We start from the raw sequence: 19,860 nt of genomic DNA, 5'->3' as shown, positions 1-19,860 counted from the left end.
TCCGCGCGTAGACCCTTGGTGGGGCTGGGCCGCACTGCCCTGGAGGCACCCTCGCGCGCGCCGTTCCCGCAGGGCCGGTACGGGCCCGGGGCGGCCCCGCGCGCTCCCCATACACTGAGGTCATGGCGAAGTGGACACCGAAGCACGAGGCGCCCGAGCCCCTGGAGGGGCCCGTCGTCGCCACCATCACCGGCGGCACGATCCTCTGGTTCGTCCTCTTCCTGGTCCAGCTCCCCTTCTACGGCTGGTTCGACGACCACGGGCACCTGTGGTGGCTGTGGACCTGCCTGGCCGGTGCGGGGCTCGGCCTGATCGGCATCTGGTACGTACGGGGGCGCGACGCGGCCATCAAGCGGGCGGCGGCACGGGCGGCTTCGGACGGGGCGACCGGGGCCGACGGGACCGCCGGGGACGCGAGCGGAGCGGCTCCGGGCCCCAAGGGCGCGAGCAGCGCGACGGTGTGATCCGGCGGCCGGAACCCCGGCCGCGCCCCGGGCCTGCGCCGGACCCCGCGAGCAGGCCCCGCCCGCACCAGGGCCCTCCTCAACACCAGCGCCCCGCCCCCCGACAGGCGGGCCCGCACCCGTCCCGCGCCCAGCCCAGCCCAGCCGCACCGGGAACCCCACCCGTACCAGGGGATTCCGTACCACCACGGGACCATTTCCCCTCCTCCCCCGGTCTGATCTTCAGACCCCCAGTGGGAGAATCGGGCCTCCCACCCGTACCGTCGGAACATGACGCAGCGGGTACCCCATTCCTCCGGCGAGCAGCTCCCCGCGGCTCCCGACTCCGACGGCCGCCCCGGCTCGGCCACGATCGACGCCGGGGTGGAGCTCGACCCGGTCCACCCGGTGGAACCGCCGGCCCCGGCGGTGAACATCCGCGGGCTGACGGCGGCCGAGGTGGCCGAGCGAATCGCCCGCGGCGAGGTCAACGACGTACCCGTGCGCTCGTCCCGGTCCGTCCGGGAGATCGTCCGCGCCAACGTCTTCACCCGGTTCAACCTGATCATCGGCGTGCTCTGGCTGATCATGCTGTTCGTGGCGCCGATCCAGGACAGCCTCTTCGGCTTCGTGATCGTCGCCAACACCGGCATCGGCATCATCCAGGAGTGGCGGGCCAAGAAGACCCTGGACAGCCTCGCGGTCATCGGCGAGGCCAAACCCACCGTCCGGCGCGACGGGGTCTCGGCCGAGATCTCCACCTCCGAGATCGTCCTCGGCGATCTCGTGGAGCTGAGCCCCGGCGACAAGGTCGTGGTGGACGGCACGGTCGTCGAGGCCGACGGGCTGGAGATCGACGAGTCACTGCTGACCGGTGAGGCCGACCCGGTGCTCAAGCGCCCCGGCGACACCGTGATGTCCGGAAGCTTCGTCGTCGCGGGCGGCGGCTCGTTCGCCGCGACCAAGGTCGGACGCGAGGCGTACGCCGCGCAGCTCGCGGAGGAGGCGTCCCGCTTCACCCTCGTCCAGTCCGAGCTGCGCACCGGCATCTCCACCATCCTCAAGTACGTCACCTGGATGATGGTGCCGACCGCGATCGGGCTGGTCGTCAGCCAGCTGGTCGCGCAGGACAACAACCTCAAGGACTCGATCGCCCGGACCGTCGGCGGCATCGTCCCGATGATCCCGGAAGGGCTGGTGCTGCTCACCTCGGTCGCCTTCGCGATCGGTGTCGTACGGCTCGGCCGCAAGCAGTGCCTGGTCCAGGAGCTCCCCGCCATCGAGGGCCTGGCCCGCGTCGACGTCGTCTGCCTGGACAAGACCGGCACCCTCACCGAGGGCGGCATGGACGTCACCGAGGTGCGGACGCTGGGCGACGCGCAGGACGCGTACATCCGCCGCGTGCTGGGGGCCCTCGGCGCCTCCGACCCGCGGCCCAACGCCAGCCTCCAGGCCATCGTCGACGCCTACCCGGACGGCGAGGAGTGGCGGTGCACGCAGACGCTGCCGTTCTCCTCGGCCCGCAAGTACAGCGGCGCCGCGTTCGACGAGGGCGGCGGCCGGGCCTCCACCTGGCTGCTCGGCGCCCCCGACGTGCTGCTGCCCGAGCGCGACCCGGCGCTGGACGAGATCGAGCAGCTCAACCAGCAGGGGCTGCGCGTGCTGCTGCTCGCCCGGGCCCGGGGCGAGCTCCAGGGCCCGGACGCCGCCGTCGGCGCCGTACCGAGCGCGCTGGTCGTGCTGGAGCAGCGACTGCGCCCGGACGCCGAGGAGACGCTGGCCTACTTCGCCGACCAGAACGTCGCCGCGAAGGTCATCTCCGGCGACAACGCCGTCTCCGTGGGCGCGGTCGCCGGGAAGCTGGGCCTGCCGGGCGCCGAGAACACCCTGGACGCGCGCCGGATGCCCACCGACCCCGACGACATGGCCACGGCCATGGAGCAGAACGCGGTCTTCGGCCGGGTCACCCCGCAGCAGAAGCGGGACATGGTCGCGGCCCTCCAGTCCCGCGGCCACACCGTCGCGATGACCGGTGACGGCGTCAACGACGTGCTGGCCCTGAAGGACGCCGACATCGGCGTGTCCATGGGATCGGGCTCCGAGGCGACCCGGGCCGTCGCCCAGATCGTGCTGCTGAACAACAGCTTCGCGACGCTGCCGTCCGTGGTCGCCGAGGGCCGCCGGGTGATCGGCAACATCACGCGGGTCGCCACCCTGTTCCTGACCAAGACCGTCTACTCGGTGCTGCTGGCGATCCTGGTGGTCTGCTCCCAGGTCGACTACCCGTTCCTGCCGCGCCACCTGACCCTGCTGTCGACGCTCACCATCGGCGTCCCGGCGTTCTTCCTGGCCCTGGCCCCCAACAAGGAGCGCGCCCATCCGCACTTCGTGCGCCGGGTCATGCGGTACGCGATCCCGTCGGGCGTCATCGCGGCGACCGCGACCTTCGTGACGTACCTGATCGCCCGGAACCACTACACCGGCGCGGGCTCGCTGGAGGCGGAGACGAGCGCGGCGACGCTCACGCTGTTCCTGGTCTCGATGTGGGTCCTGGCGATCATCGCCCGCCCGTACACCTGGTGGCGGATCTGCCTGGTGGCGGCGATGGGGCTGGCGTTCCTGATCGTGCTGGCGGTGCCGTGGCTCCAGGAGTTTTTCGCGCTGAAGCTGGTGGGAACGGTGATGCCGTGGACGGCGGTGGGCATCGCGGTGCTGGCCGCGACCGCCCTGGAGTTCAGCTGGCGGCTGGTCGGCCGCCGCTTCCCGGCGTAGCGCCGCGTTCCCGCATCCTGCGGTAACGCGTACGGGCCGTGCCCGGAGACGGAATCCGTCTCCGGGCACGGCCCGTGGTGCGGTGCCCCTCCGGCGCTAGCCGGTCACGGCGCTAGTGCCGTGACCGGCACTAGCGCACGTCGACGAAGTCGCCCGCGGTCGTGAAGGCCGGGGTGGTGGACGTGCCGGCGAAGCTGTAGCGCCAGTAGCCGTCGACCGACGCCTTGACCGTGGTCTTCAGGTTGCCAGTGCTGTTGGTCTTGATGGTCTTGATGGTGGTGTAGGTGTTGCTGTTCTTCTTGCGGAACTGGAGCTTCACCGGCTGGCCGGTGTAGCCCTGGTACTTGAAGGTCTCCCAGTTGGCCCGCGAGAGCTTGCCAGTGACCGTGATGGTCCTGCCCTTCTTGACCGGCTCGGGCGAGGCGTTGACCGTCAGCTTCGAGGCCCGCTGCACGCGCACCTTGCCGTAGGCCTGGTTCTCGGTGGCGCTGGTCTCGTCGCCGGCGAGCGCGGCCGCGGCGACCTTCCAGGTACCGGCCAGGGAGTTCTTGTACAGCTCCCAGCCCGGCTCGAAGGTGAAGGTCAGCTTGCACGTCGAGGTCGTGGTGTTGACCTTGGTGCACTTGGCCGCGTCCTCGTTCGGCACGACCGCCCCGTCCACCGAGTCCTCGGAGTACAGGTCCTTGCCGTGCCACAGGGCGACGAAGGCGTCGGAGATACCGGAGGGGTGCGAGGCGGTGACCGAGACGGAGACCGTCTTGGAGGCGGTGGTGCCCAGGACGATGTCCTTGCCGCCGTTGACGACGACCTTGGAGATGACGGGATCCGACGTGGCCGCCGCCGTGCGGGCGTCCTTCGACGCGCCCTGCGGGGCGATGCCGAAGATCTCGGCCGCCGACGTCGGGATGTTCGGCAGGTTCGCGGTGTCATCCGCGTGGGCGGCCGGGACGGCCAGAGCGGACAGGGCCAGGGCGCCGGAGACGGCGGCCACGGTGGCACGAATACGCATGTGTTTCCCCAGTGGAGAAAGGGCCCCGCGGGCACGTGGTGCGTCCCGGGCAGGGCTCGTTCGTCATGAGCCTGATGACTCGACAGAGCAGACCTGTGAAAGATGTGAAGGGTTGTACGAAGAACGGAAAATTCTCTGCGAAGCAGGTTTGCACGCCGGATTCCGTCGTCCCCCCGGCCCATGAACGACGAATACGTCCGGACCGGGAATCAGCCCGTACGCACGCTTCGTCCCTGCGCGTGATCCGGCCCGGCCGTCCCCGGAATCATCCTGCACGGCGTGGTCCGGCGGTACAGGCGGTGGTCCGCCGGTACGCGCTGTCCGGCCGCCGCGCCCGCCGCGCGGCGGCCCGGGGCAGAGCCCGCCGGGTGACCTTCGACCGGAATGCGGACGCGGCATGGTGCGTGCGATTCCAAGGCGCCGGAAGCGCACGTGCCAGGGCGTGGCCGCCCGGTCAGAGGTCACCCGACAGGCTCTCAGTCGAACCAGCGGTCGCGGGCCAGTTCCTCGGTCCGGGACGGGTCCTCCAGCAGTGCCGCGACCTCGAAGCGGCGCGGCCACTGCCCCGCCGCCCAGGCCAGCCCGGCCGCGACGCCCTCCAGCGTGGCGGCGTGCACGGTGCCGTCGGGGGTGCGGCGCCAGTCCAGTTCGACGCCACCCGCACGCAGCTCGGCGTGCTCGACGTACGTGTCCGGGGTGCCGGGGCCGAGCAGGACCCGTACCGCCTCCGGTACGCGGTGCTCCTCGCCGTCCGTGGTCACCTCGGCCTCGACACTGTCGCCGAGCCGCCGCACCTGGAGCAGTTCGGCCAGTTCGGCCGCGCGCGCCGGGGCGACCGGGAGCAGCGGCAGCCGGGCGGCCAGCGGCAGCAGGTCGGGGGCGTCGGCGATCACCACGTCCGCCGCGTCGACGACCCGGACCTCGCCGTCGACGACGGCCCGCAGCTCGTCGGGCAGCGTGACCTGTTCGGGGTCGAGGTCGGCCAGCGCCGTGTACAGCGCGTGCAGCTGCACGGGGTCGACCTCGCGATCCTCGTCCGCGAGCCGGCCGAGGAGTTCGGCGGCGCCGCCCGGCTCGTCGAGGAGCGCGGCCACGGACGTCCGTACCCCGAGGGCGCGCAGCACCTGCGCGTCGTCGAAGCCGGTCGCGTCGGCGGAGTCGTACAGCCCGGCCAGCCGGGGGTCGCCGGAGGCCGCGCGCAGACCGGCCGGGCGGCGGCCGTCGAGCACCGGGTGATCGCGCAGCCACCAGGCGGTGTACGGGCGGACGGACCGCGTGGTGCCGTCGGGCAGCAGCACCCGCACCGGCTGGGTCAGCGCGTCCCGCAGCGGCGGCCGGGCGAGCATCGCGAGCGCCTGCGGCCAGGCGTCGTCGTCGACGAGGTCCAGGTCGCGGACGGCGACGAGCTCGGTGGCGACCGGCGGCACCGGTGTGTCGGGCATCTGGTCGAGGACGTCCTCGCACCACACGTCCACGGCGTCGAGCAGCCCGGGGTCGTCGGGTTCGGCGAAGTCGCCCTCGCGAGGCTCCAGTTCGTCCGGATCGAGGACGACGTCGGTGGCCCGCACGAGGGTGAAGCCGGCGAGCACCCCGCAGGCGGTGAGCGGCTGTTCGCCCCAGCGCTCGGCCAGTTCCTCGTCGCAGAGGGCGAGTTCGCCCTCCCGCATGATCGCGGCGAACGGGCTGCCGGGCAGCACGAGTTCACCGGCGGGCGCGAGTTCGCCGTCCTCGTCGGGCAGGGCGAGCGCGCCGAGCCAGGGTTCGTCGCCGGGAGCCAGTTCGGCGTCGCGCACGAGGGCCAGGACGGTCTCGGCGAGTTCGTCCGCGCCGGGCGCGTCCTCGTCCCAGATCTCGCCCGCGTCCAGCGATCCGGCGACGGCGGCCCGCACCTGCGGAGTCGTCAGTACGGCGCGCGGGGTGGCGGGCAGGGCTCCGAGCTTCTCCAGCAGCGGGTGGGCGGCGTCCGGATGGGCGACCTTCAGCCCGAGCCGGGCGAGCCGGTCCAGGACCGGGCCGGTGAGCGCGTCGGGGAGCGGGAGGAGGACCTGGCGGGGGCCGATGGTGGTCCGGGGCGCGGCCGGGGCCCCGGCGTCCTGCTCCGTCGGCGCGCCGGCCGCCTCCCGCGTTCCCGCCAGCGGGACGGGCAGACCGGAGAGGCGATCGGGGTCGATGCCGGAGAGGCTGTCGTAGAGCCGCCGCCACCAGCCGGGATCGCGTTCCAGACCGGCGAGCCGGTCGATCGCCTCGGTCAGCGGGACGCGGGCGATGCCGAGGGTGCGCAGTTCGCTGCGGCGTTCCAGTCCGGCGGGCAGCAGACACGGCAGGACCTCGGCGAGTACGCGCACGGTCTCGGCGCCGACCCCCTCCAGGACCTCGGCCTCGATGGGGCGCAGCGCGGTGCCGGCCGTCTCCCGGATGCCGTCGCGCTCGGTGTCCCAGGCGTCGTCCCACCGGTCCGCCGGCTCCGTCCGGTCCGCCTCGACGGCGGTGCCGCGCGGGGCGGCGGGCTCCAGGAAGGCGACGCGCGGCAGCCGCCCGAGGATGGCACCGCGCAGGGCGCCGTCCAGTTCGCCCTTGCCGAGCGGTCCGGGCACGAGGTCGATGGTGTCGACGGACACCGGCCGCCAGCCGGCGAGCAGTTCGGCGTACGCGTCGGCGGCGCGCTCCACCAGGAAGTCGGTGAGCGGTCCGGGCGCGGGGTGGCGGCGGGTGCTGTCGAGCGGCAGCGACGCGATGAGCAGCGCGGGGACGCCGAGGGGTTCGTCGGTGGGGGTCGGCGCGTGGACGACGGGGGCGGTGCGGGGGCGTACCGGGGCGCCCTCCGCGTCGACCGGGACGGCCCAGGTGACCGACCAGTGCGGGCGCAGCCGTTCCTCGCGGGGCCGGTCGGCGAGCAGGGCCGGTTCGACCGGGCCGTGGTGGGTGACGGTGCGCCAGCGGTGCGTGCCGTGCGCGGAGTCCTCGATGTGGGTGTACGGGCCCTGCCGGGTGCGGCGCAGCGTCCGTACGGCGTCCGGGGTCTCGATCACGATCTCGTCGAGGCCGCGCAGGGTGAGCAGCAGCGCGTCGTCGACGGCGGCGAGCAGCCTGGCGACGAGGTCCTCGGCGCCGCCGTCGCGCAGCGGGAGGACGACGACGGTGTCGTAGCCGTCGGGCGGGGTGCCCTCGGCGGGCAGCGGGAGCCGCAGCAGGGGTACGTGGCCGTCGCGGCGGCGCAGTTCGTCGCCGAGGCCGGGGCTGGCGGTGGCGGTGCGGGCGGCCAGGTCGCGGGCCTCGGCGAGGGACCAGCGGACGCCGCCGTGCCGGCCGATCACGGCGGGCTCGTCGCTCACCGCGAGCACGGCGGCGAACCCGACGCCGAACCTGCCGACGGCGCCCTCGTGGCCCTCGCGCTTGGCGGAGGCGCGCAGCGTGGAGAGGGATTCCACACCGGTGGCGTCGAGCGGGGCGCCGGTGTTGGCGGCGGCGAGCACGGCGGGGGCGTCCGGGGTCGCGGCGTGCAGGGTGAGGCGGAGCCGTCCGGGGACGTCCGCGCGGGCGGCGGCGTCGGCGGCGTTCTGGGCCAGTTCGACGACGAGCCGGTCGCGGTAGCCGCCGAGCGCGAGTTCCTCCTCGGCGTTGGCGTCCTCGCGGAACCGGGCGGGGCCGGCGCCCCACGCGTCGAGCACGCCGCGTCGCAGCCGCGCGGTACCGAACGGGTCGGCTCCCTCGGTCCCATTCATGCTCACGCTCCGGCTCCGCTCTGTTCTTTCCGGTCTTCCGGTCTCCACCGGTTGTTCCGGCCGTTCCGGTTGTTCGGGTCGTTCCGGTTGTTCGGGTCGTTCGGGTTGGGCGTCACGGTGCCACCGGGCCTCCGGTGCCACCGAGCATCCCGTGCCGCCAGTGTGCGCCCGAAGGTACCGGCTCCTCGCGCCGGACGGGGCATCGCGACAGGGCATCGCGAACGGCGCCCGCGCGAAGGGGCCGCACCGCGGCCCGCCACGACCGGGAAAGAGCACGCCGCGAGCGGACGCGACCGGCAACGGGCCCGACGGGCCCGGAAACGAGCAGATCAGACACCGCGAGCACGAACGCGACCGGAAACGGGCACGCCGGGCACGCCCGTCCGACGAGCGACCGGGGGACGCCCGTGCGAGGTCTCCCGCAGGAACAGCCGTACGAACTCTCTCGCGGGTGCGACCGGGTCGGGGAGGGCAGGGGCTCGGCCGTCGGGGACCCGGGCACGTCGGGGACCCGGGCACGTCGGTGCCATCGGGCACGTCGGTGCCATCGGGCACGTCGGTGCCATCGGGCACGTCGGTGCCATCGGGCACGTCGGTGCCATCGGGCACGTCGGTGCCGTCGGGCACGTCGGTGCCGTCAGGAGTGGCCGAGGTCCTCCGTGGGGGTGTCCGGCTCCGCCGGGACCGAACCGGAGTCCCGGGCCGGGCGCAGCGCGTACTCGTCCACCTGCATCGTGTCCAGGGCGTGCGGCGCCGGCTTCGGCGGCTTCGGCATGACCGCCGCCTCGGAGTGCCCGCCGCATCCGTACGACAGGGACACCACGTGTCCGTCCGCCGGGCCGAACTCGTTGGCGCACACCCCGAACGCCTGCCGCAGCGAGCCCGTCAGCGGCACCAGGAACGCGCAGGTCATGCAGCTCGCCGGGGCGGCCTGGGCCATCGGTGTCCGCGCGCCGAACGCCTCGTCCCATCGGTCGGCCGCCGAGCGCAGCCCGTACCGCGACAGCACCCGCGCCCGGCGCATCCCGAGCTCGTCCGCGACCGCCGCGATCGCACCGCGGTTCGTCGTCGCGGGGCGGGTCGTCAGCTCCGCGTCCTCCATGTCGACGAGGTCGGCCATCTCCTCGGACACCTCGGAGGCCGCGGAGTTCGGCGGCGGCTCGTCCTCGCCGGTGTAGCCGGGCTCCAGGCGGATGTCGTCCGCCTCGGTGGGCAGCAGGTCGCCGGGCCCCATGTCGCCGGGGCGCAGGCGCTCGCTCCACGGCACCCACTCCGGGGCGAGGAGCGCGTCGCCGCCGGGCAGCAGAACCGTCTCGTCGAGGGTGACCTTCTTCGCACGGGACGCCCGGGCGACGGTCACCGCCCAGCGCCAGCCCCGGTAGCCGGGCTCCTTGCACTCGAAGAAGTGCGTGACGACCCGGTCTCCCTCGGAGACCACGCCCATGTGCTCTCCGACGACCCCCGGCGCGGCCGCTTCCTCGGCCGCCGCGCGGGCCAGGTCCACCGCCTCGACGCACAGACGGTCGGGGGCAGGGGTACGGGCCGTACGCCTTCGCGTCGTCACAGCACTCACAGGTCTCGCTTCTCTCCTACGCCAGTCTCACGGGCGCGCCTGCACATCCATCGATTTCGGCCGTGGCGGGTGCGGGCGGAGCGGACCTGGGGGCCGCGTCGACGTCCGCGCCCGTCGTGCCTGCCTCGGGCGCACCTTCTGCTATCCATTCTGCGGGATCGCCGATAGGCGCGCGGCCGAGAGCAACCGCCGGTGGCGCGCTACGCACGCTACCCCCTTCGTCGTCCCCCGCCCACCTGCCCGTCCCGAACCGGGGGTGCGCCGCAAGAGACGGGCCGGACGTACGTCCGAGGTCGCACACTGGCCCGACAGGGCGGAGTGCGTCCGCGCCCCGGGCCGGTCCCGGTTCGCGGCCACCCCCGGCGGGGCACTATGACGGGGTGGCTTCCGCCCGGTCGCATCAGGATTCCGGCCCGTTCCGCAGGACGGGGCGGGCGGTCGGCCGTGTCCTTCGCTCCCCTTTCGCCGGTGCCGCCCGGGGCATCCGGAGGGCGACGCACGCGCACGGCGCCGGGGAGTCCGGTCTCGGCAAGCTGATCGAGCTGCACGCAGTGAACGGCGCGGGCGACGTGATGATCACGGTGGCGCTCGCCTCGACGGTGTTCTTCGCCGTGCCGACGGACGAGGCCCGCGGCCGGGTCGCGCTGTACCTCGCCGTCACGATGGCGCCCTTCGCGCTTCTCGCACCCGTGATCGGTCCGCTGCTGGACCGGCTGCCCCACGGCCGCCGGGCCGCGATGGCGGCGGCGATGCTGGCCCGCGCGGTGCTGGCGCTCACCATGTCGGGCGCGGTCGCCACCGGCGGCCTGGAGCTGTATCCGGCCGCGCTGGGCGTGCTGGTCTGCTCAAGGGCGTACGGGGTGGTGCGCAGCGCGGTGGTGCCGCGGCTGCTGCCGCCCCGCATCTCCCTGGTGAAGGCGAACGCCCGGGTCACGCTCGCCGGGCTGCTGGCGACGAGTGTGGCCGCGCCGATCGGGGCGGGGCTGCAGTTCATCGGTCCGGCCTGGCCGCTGTACGGGGCGTGCCTGGTCTTCCTCGGCGGGACGGTCCTCGCCTTCACGCTGCCGCACGAGGTCGATTCCGCGAAGGGCGAGCGGAGGGCCCGGCTGGTACCGCCTTACGGCGTGCTGCCCCCGCGCCCCCGGGCGGAGCGGAACGGGCACGAAGGCAGGGAGGAGGACCGCGGGACGGACCGGACGACGGATCGGAAGAGGAACGGGCGGCGCGCTCGCGGGCGAGGACTCCTGGGCCGGGAGCCCAACGGCGAGAGGCGCCCCGGGCTGCGGTCCGTGGGACCTTCCGTGCTGAACGGGCTCCAGGCCAACGCAGCCCATCGCGCTCTCTCCGGCCTGCTCATCTTCTTCCTGGCGTTCCTGCTGCGCGACCAGCCCCTCGCCGGTCAGAACGCCGCCGTCTCGCTCGGCATCGTCGGCGTGGCGGCCGGGGTGGGCAACGCGCTCGGCACGGCGGTCGGGTCCTGGGTCCGGGCCCGCGGCCCCGAGGTGATCGTCGCCTTGGTCCTGGCCCTGGCCCTGGGGGTCGCCGTGCTCACCGCGCTCTTCTTCGGCGCCGTCACACTCGCCGCACTGAGCGCGACGGCCGGCTTCACCCAGGCCCTGTCGAAGCTCTCGCTGGACGCGATGATCCAGCGGGACGTGCCCGAGGAGGTACGGACGTCCGCGTTCGCCCGCTCCGAGACGGTGCTCCAGATGGCGTGGGTGGCCGGCGGCGGCATCGGCATCGCCCTCCCCCTCAACGGCGTACTGGGCGTGTCGGTCGCCGCGGGCGTTCTCGCCCTCGGTGCCGCCACGTCCGTACGGGGGCTGCTGGGCGCCGCCAGACGCGGCTCGCCGCACCCCCGCGTGGCGTGAGACGGGGCGACCGATAGCCTTCGGCTCATGACCGTTGCGTTCTTCTCCGGTAAGGGCCGTCGAATCGGCGTCGCTCTTGGTGCCGTGTCCGCGGGACTCCTTGTCCTCTCCGCCTGCGACAAGCCGACGCCGCTCGCGACCGTAACGGTCGGCGGAAACTCGGTGAGCTCCGAAGCGGCCTGCTACAACGACGGCAAGCCCCTCAAGACGTCCGAGATCAAGAGCTGCCTCAACAAGAAGGCGGAGAAGACCGTCGAGGTCGCGATGGACGACAGGGTCCGTTTCGGCGTCGACCCGGAGATCGCCGACCACGGCTGGACCCTGTTCATCAACGGTCAGCAGGCCGAGCAGGAGCCGTACAAGAAGACCTACCGGTCCATCCCGGGCAGCGCCTTCTTCTCCAGCCAGACCGGCGAGATCACGAACAGCACGCAGGTCAGCATCGTGGAGACGCAGGGCAAGAACCTCACGGGCATCTGGCACTTCGAGCTGAAGAAGACGTCCTGACCCACCCTCTGCCGACCCCCGGCCCCGGAGGGCCCCTCCCCGTGCGTGTGCTCGTCGTGACCGCCGTCCCGGCAGAACGGGACGCGGTCACGCGCGCGTTCGGGGACGGGACACGGACGACCGTGCGCCGGGTGCCCGGCGCCGAACTCCACCGCGTGCACGGCTCCGGCGGCCCCGGCGGCCCCGGCGTCGCCGTCGATGTGCTCGCGGGCGGCGCGGGACCGGCCGCGGCGGCCGCCGCCACGGCCTTCGGCCTCGCCTCGGGACACGCCTCCACCACGCCCGGGGACGCCACCGGGCCGATCGCCGGACCCGGCCCAGGACCCGCGCCGTACGAACCCGTCTCCGGGCCGCACGACCCCGGGTCCGCGCCGCACGGCCTCGCGCCCGTTCCGTACGACCTCGTGGTCTCGGCCGGGATCGGCGGCGGATTCGTACCGGCCGCCCCGGTCGGCTCGCTCGTCGTCGCGAGCGGGATCGTCGCCGCGGATCTGGGCGCGGAGACGCCGGAGGGCTTCGTCCCCGTGACGGGCCTGGGCTTCGGCCGCGACCGGCACGTACCGCCCCGCTCGCTGGTCCGGGACGTGACCGCCGCGACCGGCGCGCTCCCCGGCGAGATCCTCACCGTCTCCACCGTGACCGGCACCGCGGAGCGCGCCGCCGCCCTGCTCGCCGCACACCCACGGGCCGCCGCGGAGGCCATGGAGGGCTTCGGCGTCGCGGAGGCCGCCGACCGGGCCGGCGTACCGGCCCTGGAGCTCCGGGCGGTGTCGAACGCCGTCGGTCCGCGCGATCGCGAAGCCTGGCGCATCGGGGACGCGCTGACCGCGCTCACCGGGGCGTTCGGGAAGCTTCTCCCCGTACTGGAAGGTTGGACCCGCCATGACCGACACCACGCCTGAGCCGCTTCGTGCTCCTCGTTCCCCGCTGAGCATCGCCTTCTCGCCGTGCCCGAACGACACCTTCGTCTTCGACGCCTGGGCGCACGGAAGGGTCCCCGGCGCGCCCGCCCTCGATGTCACCTTCGCCGACATCGACATCACCAACGGCATGGCCGAGCGCGGTGAGGGCGACGTCCTCAAGGTCTCGTACGCGGTGCTGCCGTGGGTCCTCGACGAGTACGCGCTGCTGCCGTGCGGCGGGGCGCTGGGGAGGGGCTGCGGGCCTCTCGTCCTCACGAGGGAGCCGGGCACGGACCTGACGGGGCGGACGGTCGCGGTGCCGAGCGAGCGCTCCACCGCGTACCTGCTGTTCCGGCTCTGGGCGGCGGACGTCGTGCCGGGCGGCGTCGGCGAGATCGTCGTCATGCCCTTCCACGAGATCATGCCCGCCGTGCGCGACGGAAAGGTGGACGCCGGTCTCGTCATCCACGAGGCCCGTTTCACGTACCGGAACTACGGGCTGCACAACCTCGCCGACATGGGCCGGCACTGGGAGGAGACCACCGGGCTGCCGATCCCGCTCGGCGCGATCATCGCGAAGCGGTCGCTGGGCGCGGACACGCTGAAGCTGCTCGCCGAGTCGGCGCGCACCTCCGTACGGATGGCCTGGGACGACCCGGATGTGTCCCGGCCCTACGTGCTGGAGCACGCCCAGGAGATGGACCCGGCCGTGGCGGACCAGCACATCGGGCTCTACGTCAACGAGTTCACGGCCGACCTCGGAGAGGACGGCTACGCGGCGGTCCGCGGGCTGCTGACCCGCGCGGCGGCCGAGGGGCTGGTACCGCCCCTCGGCCCGGACGCGCTGTCGTTCGTCTGAGGTACACCGGGCGCCCGGGATACGCCGGACGCCCCGGATACGCCGGACACCTGAGATATGTCGGACGCCTGAGATATGTCGGACGCCTGAGATATGTCGGACGCCTGAGATATGTCGGACATCACACGCCTACGGATCACACGTCGAGCTGGTCGGCGACCGCACGCAGAAGACCGGCGATCTTCTTGCCGGCCGCCTTGTCCGGGTAACGGCCCCGCTCCAGCATCGGTGTGATGTTCTCCAGCAGGGTGGTCAGGTCCTGCACGATGGACGCGAGCTCGTCCGGCTTGCGGCGCTGCGCGGCCGCGACGGAGGGGGTCGGGTCCAAGACCGTCACCGACAGCGCCTGGTCTCCACGCTGGCCCGCGACGACACCGAACTCGACGCGCTGGCCGGGCTTGAGCGCGTCGACACCGTCGGGAAGCACGGAGGAGTGCACGAAGACGTCGCCGCCGTCGTCGCGGGAGAGGAAGCCGAAGCCCTTCTCGCTGTTGAACCACTTGACCTTGCCAGTCGGCAAAGCACGCACCCCATCTCAACCCGTATGCCGGAACAAAGCCTCAGCAGGTCAGGCTATCCAGTGGTGGTGCTCCCCTGCTGGCAGCAGCCTCCCCAGGTGGGGCACCCTAGTCAAGCCTGACCATTCGGACCGCTGTCCGGAAACGATGCCTGTGCCGCTCGCCGCAACCCGCGGGGCGGTCCTGTCGCCGTCGGGAACTACCCTGGCGGGGTGAGTACTACACCTCCTGGCGCGGGTGACCGGCTGGTCCGTATCGGCGCCATCGTCTTCTTCGTCGGCGCGCTGGCCACTCTGGTCACGGTGGCCCCGCTGTTCCTCGGCACCCCTCCGCTGCCGCCCATCGCGTGGTCGCTCTGCATGCTGATGGGCATCGGCTTCCTGATCGCCGCCGCGGGCGTGATCCGTTCGGCCCGCGCGGGCTCGCGCGAGCGATAGGGCCAGGGCCTCCGGCCGACCGTTTCGGCCGCCCCGGCTCCGGACGAGCTCGGCCTTCCCCCTGAGACCTGACACCCACAGGCCTCTTCCCTGCCGCAAACGTCACGAGCCGCCCCGCCCGGCCACCCGACCTCCGCCTCGCACGGCAGCGGCAGCGGCAGCGGCAAAGAAACAAAACGGGCGGTTCTAGCTGCTCTTCCAGCGAAACTTCTCGGTCGCCACGACACCCCCGGCGACCACTCCGCACGCTCACCACAACACGCGTTTGACTTGAAACACATTGCAAGTGCTACGGGCGCCTTGATAAAGATGAAGATCCTACTGTCGATAACATGACTGTCGCTGGGCGCCGTTGACAAAACGTATCAACCGGGGCATGCGGGGGGTGGCGTGACGGGGTGGGACATCAGGCCGAGCGGGGTGGAGTCCGTTCTGTCGTTGGTGGGGCTGGCGGCCGAGGACCTGAGCAAGGGCGTCAAGGGGTACGGCGAGAGTGCGGAGGCCGCCGCGCTGTCCGCGGGGACGATCAGTGGGCCGTACTGCGGTGAGGCACCCACGGGGCCGGTGGGGGCCGCGGTGGCGAACTTCGTCGCCGACACCCAGCAGCGGATCAGGTTCATGGCGGCACGGACCAGGAAATCGATGGACGGCACGGTCAAGGCCACCGCCGAGTACATCGAGGGGGACCTGGCCATGGCCGCCCGGGCCCAGCGCGAGGCGGCGAAGGCTCCCACCCCTGCGGAGATCAGGGCGGTCGGGGAGAAGTCCGGCCACCGGGGCGGGGAGTAGCCGGCGTGATCGAACCGGGTGGGATACCCCAGTACACGGGTGACTTCGGCCGGCTGGAGAAGGCCGCGTCCAGTTTGCGGACGCACGCGATCGGCATCCGGAGCGGGGGGAAGGGCGTCCACTCCCGCTTCCAGGCGACGGCCGCCTACTACCAGGCCCCCGAGGCCGACAAGCTCTTCTCCTCCACCCAGCCGGTCATGGATACGGCGGAGGAGTTCGCCGGGGAACTCGCCGAGCGCGGGCGGGGGCTGTATCTCGTCACCCTCTACGCGGAAAGCTGGGGCGCGTACCCCATGACGACCGGACTGCCGGGGCAGGGCGGGAAGCTGCTCCGGGTGGAGTGCGCGGCGAAGACGGATGACGCTCAGTCGTACAGCGCTCGGTGAACGGACGACGCTTCGTCGTGCGGCGCTCAGTGACCCGTACCGCGCCCCTCGTCCCGCGCCGCCGGAGGGCCTACGCCGCGTATCCGTCCAGCCAGGACGGGAACTCCGTCAGGGACGACAGGACGACATCCGCCCCCGCCGCCCGGAGTTCCGCCGCGTCGCACGGGCCCGTGGCGACCGCCACCGACAGCGCTCCGGCCGTGCGGGCGCCCCGTACGTCGCCGGTGTGGTCGCCCACGTACACGGACGCGCCGTGCTCACGCAGCGCCTCCGCCTTGGCCTCCGCCCACAGGCCGCCGATGAGCGCGTGGGGCTCGATCCCCAGGTGGGTCAGATGGAGTTGCGCGCTGGGGCGGTGCTTGGCGGTGACGACTATCGCCCGGCCGCCCCGCTCACGGATCGCGGCGAGCGACTCCAGGGCGCCCGGCAGCGCGGGGCTCGGGGCGATGGCATAGGTGGGATAGATCTCCCGGTAGCGGTCGGCGGTGGCGGCCACCGCGTCGGCCGGGAACCAGTTGCGCAGCTCGTCGTCGACCGGCGGCCCGAGCCTGCTCACCACCAGGTCGGCGTCGATCGGTGTGCCGGTCTCGTCGGAAAGCGCCAGGTAGGTGGCCTTGATGCCCGGCCGGGTGTCGATGAGCGTCATGTCCAGGTCGAAGCCGACCGTCAGCGGGTGCGAAGGCATGCGGTCCATTGTGGCCGGGCCGGGCGCGGCACCCGCCTCGGTACGGCCGTCGGGTTCGCCGGTACGGCCGTCAGGTTCTCAGGTACGGCCCTCGGGCCGCGAAACGGGGGTGCTTAGACTTAGCCAAGCCTAACTTTGCTTCGCCGCTCTGCCCGCCGTCCGATTGGGTCCGATGTCAGCCGCCGCACCACGCCGCTCCAGACGCGCACTCGCGACGGCGGCGGCCGTCGCGGCGCTGCTGGTGGCGGTTCTCCTCAGCCTCGCCGTGGGAGCCCGTTCCATACCCCCGTCCGAGGTGATCGACGCCCTGCTGCACGGCGGGGACTCCAACGCCGCCGAAGTCGTCCGGAACATGCGAGTGCCACGCACGCTGATCGGGTTGATGGTCGGCGCGGCACTGGCCCTCGCGGGCACGGTGCTCCAGGGCATCACGCGTAACCCCATCGCCGACCCCGGCATCCTCGGCATCAGCCAAGGCGCCTCGGTGGGTGTGGTGCTGGCCATCGCGTACGGCGGAATCCACTCCCTCACGGGGTACGTGTGGTTCGGGTTCGCGGGGGCCGCGATCGCCTCCGTCGCCGTGTACGCCATCGCTTCGAGCGGGCGCGGGGGCGCCACCCCCGTGAAACTCGCCCTGGGCGGCGCCGCGATCAACGCGCTGCTCGTGTCGGTGACGACGGCGGTGCTGACGACCAAGGCGTCCGCGCTGGACGAGTTCCGCTTCTGGCAGGCCGGCTCGATCGCCGGACGCGAGGCCGAGGTGGCCCAGCAGATCTGGCCGTTCATGCTGGCCGGAACCGTGCTCGTGCTGTCCGTCGCCCGCGGGCTCGACGCGCTGGCGCTCGGCGAGGACGTGGCGAAGGGCCTCGGGCAGAAGGTCGCAACGGTACGGATCGTCGGCGGCATCGGGGCCACGGTGCTGACCGGGGCCGGTGTCGCGGCGGCCGGGCCGATCGCGTTCATCGGGCTCGCCGTCCCGCACATCGCGCGCGCGATCGTCGGCAGCGACCACCGCTGGGTACTGCCGATGGCGGCGCTGATCGGGCCCGTCATGCTCCTCGTCTCCGATGTCATCGGCCGCATCGTCTTCCCGCCGAGCGAGGTCCCGGCGGGCGTGATGACGGCGCTGATCGGCGTTCCGTTCCTGGTCACCCTGGTACGCCGGAAGGCGGTGCCCGCATGAGCGACACCACTGTCCGGGTGCGGCCCGCCGGGTACTCCGTCGTACGGATCGGGGCCCGTGGCCGGTTCCTGCTGCACCGGCGGGCGGCGGTCGTCGCCGCCGTCCTCGTCGTCCTGCTGGCCGCCGTATGCGTCGCGTACCTCTGCGCCGGTGAGAGCTTCGTCGCTCCCGCCGAGGTCATGAAGGTCGTCCTGGGGCAGCCGTCCCCCGACGAACTGGTCGTCGGCACGCTGCGGCTGCCGCGGATGGTCGTGGGGCTGCTGGTCGGTGCGGCGTTCGGGATAGCCGGTGCACTGATCCAGACCGTCGCCCGCAATCCGTTGGCCAGCCCCGACATCATCGGCATCAGCCAGGGGGCGAGCGCGCTCACGGTCGGCGCGATGACCTTCGGCATCACCTCGTACACCGTGCTGCCGTATCTGTCCGTCATCGGCGGAGTGGCCGCGGCCGCCCTCGTGTACGTCTTCGCCTGGCGCGGCGGTCTGCACGCCACCCGCTTCGTGCTCATCGGCATCGGTTTCGCGATCGCGCTGCGGTCGGTCACCACGCTGTTCATGACGAAGGGCGACTATCTGGTCGCCCAGCAGGCGAAGATCTGGATGAGCGGGTCGCTCAACGGCCGCGGCTGGTCCGAGGCCGCGCCGATCGGCTGGACGCTTCTGATCCTGCTGCCCGCGGTGCTGTGGGCGGCGCGGGCGCAGCGCACCGTCTCGCTGGACGACGACACCGCGACCGCTCTCGGGGTACGGCTCGGCCGGGTACGGCTGGGGCTCGTCGCCCTCGGCGTGACCCTGGCGTCCGTGGCGACCGGGACGGCCGGGCCGGTCGACTTCGTGGCGCTGCTCGCCCCGCAGATCGCCCGTCGGCTGACCCGCACCGCACAGATCCCGTTGTTCTGCTCGGCGCTGCTGGGCGCGGTGATCGTGGTGTTCGCGGATCTGCTGGCGCGCAGGCTCTTCTCGCCCACCGAGCTACCGGTGGGCGTTCTGACGGCGGCGGTCGGCGCCCCGTATCTGATCTGGCTGATCATCCGCGGTCACGGCGGCGGTCGCGGCCGTAGGGGAGGTATCGCATGAGCTCGACCCGTACGCCCGACGCGTCGAACGCGCCCGACGTTCCTGGTGAGGCGCCCGACGTTCCTGGTGACGCGCCCGACGGTCCTGGTGACGCGCCCGACGGTCCCGGTGACGCGGCGGCGGCCGTGGCCACCAGTCGGCTCACCGCGCGCGGGCTGACCCTCGCGTACGAGGACCGGACCGTCGTGCGCGATCTGGACCTGGCCGTGCCCGACGGCCGGGTCACCGTGATCGTCGGCCCGAACGCCTGCGGCAAGTCGACCACCCTGCGGGCGCTCGGCCGACTGCTGCGGCCGAGCGGCGGATCGGTGCTCCTCGACGGCACCGAACTGTCGAGGATCCCCACGCGGCGGATCGCCCAGTCGATCGGGCTGCTGCCGCAGACCCCGGTGGCACCCGAGGCGATCACCGTCTCCGATCTCGTCGCCCGCGGCCGGCAGCCCCATCAGCACTGGTGGCAGCAGTGGTCGGAGGAGGACGAGCGGGCGGTGACGGAGGCGATGGAGCGGACCGACGTCGGCGCGCTGGGCGACCGGTCGGTGGACGAGCTGTCGGGCGGTCAGCGCCAGCGGGTGTGGATCGCGATGGCGCTGGCCCAGGAGACCGATCTGCTGCTGCTCGACGAACCGACCACGTACCTCGACATCGCGCACCAGGTGGAGGTCCTGGACCTGGTGCGGCGGCTCACCGCCCGCGCGGCGGACGGCACCCGGGGCCGGACCGTCGTCACCGTGCTCCACGACCTCAACCAGGCCGCCCGGTACGCGGACCACCTGGTCGCGATGAAGGCGGGGCGGATCGTCGCCGAGGGGCACCCGAAGGACGTGGTCACCGCGGAGCTCGTGCACGAGGTCTTCGGGCTGGACGCTGTGATCGTCCCGTGTCCGGTGACGGGTGCGCCGCTCGTGGTGCCGGGGGCGCCCTGGCAGCCCGCTCCGACGCCGTGAACGCGCGGCCCGCGGCGCCCCCGCGGGCCGCCTCCCGCACGTGCCCTGTCCGTACGAGCCGTGCCCGGGCGAGTCGTGTCCGTACGCGCGAATGGATGCCGATGCCCACGCCCGCACCCGCGCCCTACCCGTAACAGCACCCGCACCCGCACCCGCGCCCGTACCGGCCAGCACCCCACCC

General features: G+C 73.0%; 17 protein-coding genes. 12 read left to right on the top strand and 5 right to left on the bottom strand.

All coding sequences use genetic code 11. The annotated features are described in order from the left end of the window. Positions 1-122: 122 nt before the first annotated feature. Both ACFYXM_RS14290 and ACFYXM_RS14285 read left to right on the top strand, forming a co-directional pair. Positions 123-464, top strand: coding sequence for a DUF2530 domain-containing protein (locus ACFYXM_RS14290; RefSeq protein WP_389289291.1), 342 nt, complete (start codon positions 123-125; stop codon positions 462-464). Positions 465-734: 270 nt separating this feature from the next. Further along, positions 735-3,215, top strand: a complete 2,481-nt coding sequence (locus tag ACFYXM_RS14285) for an HAD-IC family P-type ATPase (protein ID WP_389289290.1) — start codon at positions 735-737, stop codon at positions 3,213-3,215. Positions 3,216-3,345: 130 nt separating this feature from the next. Here the strand turns inward: ACFYXM_RS14285 and ACFYXM_RS14280 are convergent, their stop codons facing one another. The 3 genes from ACFYXM_RS14280 to ACFYXM_RS14270 form a co-directional block, all read right to left on the bottom strand. After that, complete coding sequence (locus ACFYXM_RS14280; protein WP_389289288.1) at positions 3,346-4,224, bottom strand: DUF5707 domain-containing protein; 879 nt, start codon at positions 4,222-4,224, stop codon at positions 3,346-3,348. 476 nt (positions 4,225-4,700) lie between these two features. Further along, positions 4,701-7,946: a sacsin N-terminal ATP-binding-like domain-containing protein gene (locus tag ACFYXM_RS14275; protein ID WP_389289287.1), complete on the bottom strand. Its 3,246-nt coding sequence runs from the start codon at positions 7,944-7,946 to the stop codon at positions 4,701-4,703. A 637-nt stretch (positions 7,947-8,583) separates the two neighbouring features. Then, positions 8,584-9,519, bottom strand: a complete 936-nt coding sequence (locus ACFYXM_RS14270) for a DUF3027 domain-containing protein (RefSeq protein WP_389289285.1) — start codon at positions 9,517-9,519, stop codon at positions 8,584-8,586. Between the two features lie 380 nt (positions 9,520-9,899). Here ACFYXM_RS14270 and ACFYXM_RS14265 point away from each other — a divergent pair, with 380 nt between their 5' ends. Genes ACFYXM_RS14265 through ACFYXM_RS14250 form a run of 4 tightly spaced genes read left to right on the top strand, consistent with a single transcriptional unit; the run spans position 9,900 to position 13,658 of the window. Then, positions 9,900-11,390, top strand: coding sequence for an MFS transporter (locus ACFYXM_RS14265; RefSeq protein ID WP_389289284.1), 1,491 nt, complete (start codon positions 9,900-9,902; stop codon positions 11,388-11,390). A gap of 27 nt (positions 11,391-11,417) precedes the next feature. Continuing rightward, positions 11,418-11,897 (top strand): DUF2771 domain-containing protein, encoded by a 480-nt coding sequence (locus ACFYXM_RS14260; protein ID WP_389289283.1) that lies wholly within the window; start codon positions 11,418-11,420, stop codon positions 11,895-11,897. Between the two features lie 41 nt (positions 11,898-11,938). Continuing rightward, positions 11,939-12,799: a futalosine hydrolase gene (locus ACFYXM_RS14255; RefSeq protein ID WP_389289282.1), complete on the top strand. Its 861-nt coding sequence runs from the start codon at positions 11,939-11,941 to the stop codon at positions 12,797-12,799. Continuing rightward, positions 12,780-13,658 carry a 1,4-dihydroxy-6-naphthoate synthase gene (locus tag ACFYXM_RS14250; RefSeq protein WP_389289281.1) on the top strand — a complete coding sequence of 293 codons (879 nt, stop codon included), beginning with the start codon at positions 12,780-12,782 and terminating at the stop codon, positions 13,656-13,658. Before ACFYXM_RS14255 ends, ACFYXM_RS14250 begins: the two co-directional genes overlap by 20 nt. 136 nt (positions 13,659-13,794) lie before the next feature. Here ACFYXM_RS14250 and ACFYXM_RS14245 read toward each other — a convergent pair whose 3' ends face one another. After that, entirely contained in the window at positions 13,795-14,178 is a 384-nt protein-coding gene (locus ACFYXM_RS14245) for a cold-shock protein (RefSeq protein WP_030749636.1), read from the bottom strand. Positions 14,179-14,388: 210 nt separating this feature from the next. Here ACFYXM_RS14245 and ACFYXM_RS14240 point away from each other — a divergent pair, with 210 nt between their 5' ends. From ACFYXM_RS14240 to ACFYXM_RS14230, 3 genes are all read left to right on the top strand, one after another. Next, entirely contained in the window at positions 14,389-14,613 is a 225-nt protein-coding gene (locus ACFYXM_RS14240; RefSeq protein WP_389289280.1) for a hypothetical protein, read from the top strand. A gap of 390 nt (positions 14,614-15,003) precedes the next feature. After that, positions 15,004-15,402, top strand: a complete 399-nt coding sequence (locus ACFYXM_RS14235) for a DUF6507 family protein (protein ID WP_389289279.1) — start codon at positions 15,004-15,006, stop codon at positions 15,400-15,402. A 5-nt stretch (positions 15,403-15,407) separates the two neighbouring features. Beyond that, positions 15,408-15,788, top strand: a complete 381-nt coding sequence (locus ACFYXM_RS14230; RefSeq protein WP_389289277.1) for a hypothetical protein — start codon at positions 15,408-15,410, stop codon at positions 15,786-15,788. A gap of 70 nt (positions 15,789-15,858) precedes the next feature. Here ACFYXM_RS14230 and ACFYXM_RS14225 read toward each other — a convergent pair whose 3' ends face one another. Beyond that, on the bottom strand, positions 15,859-16,482 hold the full coding sequence (locus ACFYXM_RS14225; RefSeq protein ID WP_389289276.1) for an HAD family hydrolase: 624 nt from the start codon (positions 16,480-16,482) through the stop codon (positions 15,859-15,861). A gap of 163 nt (positions 16,483-16,645) precedes the next feature. Between ACFYXM_RS14225 and ACFYXM_RS14220 the strand changes: the two genes are divergently transcribed. Genes ACFYXM_RS14220 through ACFYXM_RS14210 form a run of 3 tightly spaced genes read left to right on the top strand, consistent with a single transcriptional unit; the run spans position 16,646 to position 19,679 of the window. Next, positions 16,646-17,656 carry a FecCD family ABC transporter permease gene (locus tag ACFYXM_RS14220; protein ID WP_389289275.1) on the top strand — a complete coding sequence of 337 codons (1,011 nt, stop codon included), beginning with the start codon at positions 16,646-16,648 and terminating at the stop codon, positions 17,654-17,656. Further along, the gene (locus tag ACFYXM_RS14215) at positions 17,653-18,732 is read left to right on the top strand and encodes a FecCD family ABC transporter permease (protein WP_389289274.1); all 1,080 of its coding nucleotides are present in this window, start codon (positions 17,653-17,655) and stop codon (positions 18,730-18,732) included. The genes ACFYXM_RS14220 and ACFYXM_RS14215 overlap by 4 nt, the downstream gene beginning before the upstream one ends. Beyond that, positions 18,729-19,679: an ABC transporter ATP-binding protein gene (locus tag ACFYXM_RS14210; RefSeq protein WP_389289273.1), complete on the top strand. Its 951-nt coding sequence runs from the start codon at positions 18,729-18,731 to the stop codon at positions 19,677-19,679. The genes ACFYXM_RS14215 and ACFYXM_RS14210 overlap by 4 nt, the downstream gene beginning before the upstream one ends. Positions 19,680-19,860 lie beyond the last annotated feature (181 nt).

The sequence above is a fragment of the Streptomyces sp. NPDC002476 genome, from assembly GCF_042889785.1.
Lineage (GTDB): Bacteria > Actinomycetota > Actinomycetes > Streptomycetales > Streptomycetaceae > Streptomyces.
This window is presented reverse-complemented; position numbering and strand designations above follow the sequence as displayed.

What these genes read in the sequence shown, in the direction of transcription:
- ACFYXM_RS14225 (WP_389289276.1), bottom strand. Translation starts at nt 16,482, where the DNA reads ATGGACCGCATGCCTTCGCACCCGCTGACGGTCGGCTTCGACCTGGAC.
- ACFYXM_RS14250 (WP_389289281.1), top strand. Translation starts at nt 12,780, where the DNA reads ATGACCGACACCACGCCTGAGCCGCTTCGTGCTCCTCGTTCCCCGCTG.
- ACFYXM_RS14210 (WP_389289273.1), top strand. Translation starts at nt 18,729, where the DNA reads ATGAGCTCGACCCGTACGCCCGACGCGTCGAACGCGCCCGACGTTCCT.
- ACFYXM_RS14280 (WP_389289288.1), bottom strand. Translation starts at nt 4,224, where the DNA reads ATGCGTATTCGTGCCACCGTGGCCGCCGTCTCCGGCGCCCTGGCCCTG.
- ACFYXM_RS14275 (WP_389289287.1), bottom strand. Translation starts at nt 7,946, where the DNA reads ATGAATGGGACCGAGGGAGCCGACCCGTTCGGTACCGCGCGGCTGCGA.
- ACFYXM_RS14260 (WP_389289283.1), top strand. Translation starts at nt 11,418, where the DNA reads ATGACCGTTGCGTTCTTCTCCGGTAAGGGCCGTCGAATCGGCGTCGCT.
- ACFYXM_RS14220 (WP_389289275.1), top strand. Translation starts at nt 16,646, where the DNA reads ATGTCAGCCGCCGCACCACGCCGCTCCAGACGCGCACTCGCGACGGCG.
- ACFYXM_RS14285 (WP_389289290.1), top strand. Translation starts at nt 735, where the DNA reads ATGACGCAGCGGGTACCCCATTCCTCCGGCGAGCAGCTCCCCGCGGCT.
- ACFYXM_RS14290 (WP_389289291.1), top strand. Translation starts at nt 123, where the DNA reads ATGGCGAAGTGGACACCGAAGCACGAGGCGCCCGAGCCCCTGGAGGGG.
- ACFYXM_RS14215 (WP_389289274.1), top strand. Translation starts at nt 17,653, where the DNA reads ATGAGCGACACCACTGTCCGGGTGCGGCCCGCCGGGTACTCCGTCGTA.